Annotated in this window: 2 protein-coding genes and 1 pseudogene; 2 read left to right on the plus strand and 1 reads right to left on the minus strand. The window is 70.6% G+C overall.

The window, feature by feature from the left end; genetic code table 11:
* Both C1I97_RS35720 and C1I97_RS35725 read left to right on the plus strand, forming a co-directional pair.
* A partial coding sequence (locus tag C1I97_RS35720) for an LCP family protein (RefSeq protein WP_441349191.1) occupies nt 1-1,062 on the plus strand: 1,062 nt, incomplete at its 5' end.
* A gap of 150 nt (nt 1,063-1,212) precedes the next feature.
* Nucleotides 1,213-1,860, plus strand: a complete 648-nt coding sequence (locus C1I97_RS35725) for a Uma2 family endonuclease (RefSeq protein WP_111007093.1) — start codon at nt 1,213-1,215, stop codon at nt 1,858-1,860.
* A 33-nt stretch (nt 1,861-1,893) separates the two neighbouring features.
* Here C1I97_RS35725 and C1I97_RS35730 read toward each other — a convergent pair.
* A pseudogene (locus tag C1I97_RS35730) lies at nt 1,894-2,064 on the minus strand (THUMP-like domain-containing protein); the annotation flags it as partial.
* Nucleotides 2,065-2,180 lie beyond the last annotated feature (116 nt).

Raw genomic sequence — 2,180 nt, forward strand, 5'->3', positions numbered from 1 at the left:
GGACACGACGGGGGACAGGAGGACAGCGGGGAGGCCGGCAGACGGGCGGATACGGGACGCCCGGAGCGCCCGAAGGCACTGAGGGCCGTGGGCCTCACCCTGGCCGGCGCCCTGGTACTGGGCATCGCGGCGGCGGGCTGGGCGTACTGGCACCTGAACCACAACATCACGGGCGTCGACATCAACAACGCGCTCGGCGACAACCGCCCGCCCAGGCCACTGGCGGCATCCTCGGCGGAGGCGTCCGCCCCGCCCAGCGGCGCCCTCAACATCCTGGTCCTGGGCTCGGACTCGCGCAGCGGCACGGAGAACAAGGAGCTCGGCGGCGGCGACAGCGAGGGCGCGCGCTCCGACACCGCGATGGTCGTGCACATCGACGCGGGCCGGACCTCGGCGACCGTGGTGAGCATCCCGCGCGACACGCTGGTGGCGCGCCCGTCCTGCCCGCTGGCCTCCGGCGGTTCGACGGCGGCGGCGTACAGCGCGATGTTCAACAGCGCCTACGCGGTGGGCGGGCCGGTGTGCGCGGTCAAGACGGTCGAGTCGCTCACCGACGTCCGCATGGACCACTACGTCGAGATCGACTTCTCCGGCTTCGCGAAACTGGTGGACGCGCTCGGCGGGGTCACCGTCACCACCGAGCAGGACATCGACGACGACAAGAGCCGCCTGCACCTGGAGGCCGGCACCCACCACCTGGACGGCACCCGGGCCCTCGCCCTAGCCCGCACCCGGCACGGGGTGGGCGACGGCAGCGACCTCGGCCGCATAGAGCTGCAGCAGATGCTGGTCAAGGCCATGCTGGAGGAGATCACCGCCACCGACCTCCTGAACGACCCCGCCCGGCTCTACCGTGTCGCCGACGCGGTCACCGGAAGCCTGACCACGGACACCGGCCTGGACTCGCTCGCCGAGCTGACGGCCCTAGCCCGGAGCCTGAAGGACCTGCCGGCCGAGAACGTGAGGACGGTGACCCTGCCGGTGGTGACGGCCCCGTGGAACCCCAACCGGGTGGTGGCGCAGGAGCCGGAGGCGGGCGAGCTGTGGGCGTCGCTGCGGTGACCGCGATCGAGCCGGCAGGGAACGTCCACTCGTTCGGATGATCGGCAGGCGTGCGGATCCGCAGCGGGTGAGCGGATACGTAACGTCATGGCTGTCGCTTGTGCCGTAGTGGCGCTCCCGCCCACACTTGAAGGAGGAGGTGCTTCAACGATGACCGCTCTCGCAGAAGAGGTGGCCCCGGTGGTGGCAGACAAGCCGGTTCCCGAGCCTGTTTCCGAGCCGGGTGCTGATCTGGACGAGGTCCTGTGGCAGGCGTGGAAGGCCCTGGATCTCCCCGAGGGCTACCGCGCCGAGATCATCGAGGGGGCCATCGAGGTGTCGCCTACCGGTCGCCGTCGTCATGGTGTGCTCGTCAACCGCCTCCGGCGGGCGCTTGACGCCCATCTGTCGCGCAGCGGATACGCAGCCCATCAGGACGTCAACGTCATCCACCGCCACAAGCCGTGGATCCCCGACCTCTTCGTCGCCCCCCTCGACCTCGACGAGATCCCCGACGAGGAAGGCCTCGGCGTCGATGCCGCCGGGGTGAAGATGGTCATCGAGGTCACCTCGCCGGGTCACCGCAACCTCCAGCGCGACCGCGTCCGCAAGCGCCGTGAGTACGCCCGGGCGGGGATCCCGGTGTACGTGATCGTCGACGACTTCGACGACGAGGGGGCCGTCCTCGTGCTGACGTCCCCCGACCCGAAGAAGGCCAAGTACACCGACGAGCACCGCGTCCCCTACGGCACCGACGCGGTGATCCCGGAGGGCCCGGCCAAGGGATTCGCCATCGGCAAGGCGATCGTCGTGCCCTGAGCGCCCTGAGCGCCCTGCGGGGGTCAGCCGCGGTCAGCGGGCCGGATGGCCGAGCAGCATGGTGGGCGCCCCGGCAACCCGGGTGAGGAACACCGTCACGGCGTTCCTGCCGTGCGGCTTCGGGAGGACCTTGCGGCGCAGCTCCTCCGGCTCGACCGCCGAGCCGCGCTTCTTCACGGTGAGGGTGCCGACCTGGCGCTCCCGCCCACACTTGAAGGAGGAGGTGCTTCAACGATGACCGCTCTCGCAGAAGAGGTGGCCCCGGTGGTGGCAGACAAGCCGGTTCCCGAGCCTGTTTCCGAGCCGGGTGCTGATCTGGA

The organism is Streptomyces sp. NTH33, assembly GCF_003236365.1.
Taxonomy (GTDB): Bacteria; Actinomycetota; Actinomycetes; order Streptomycetales; family Streptomycetaceae; genus Streptomyces.

Bases quoted from the DNA above. Each gene is read 5' to 3' on its own strand.
- C1I97_RS35725 (WP_111007093.1), top strand. From the start codon at position 1,213: ATGACCGCTCTCGCAGAAGAGGTGGCCCCGGTGGTGGCAGACAAGCCG.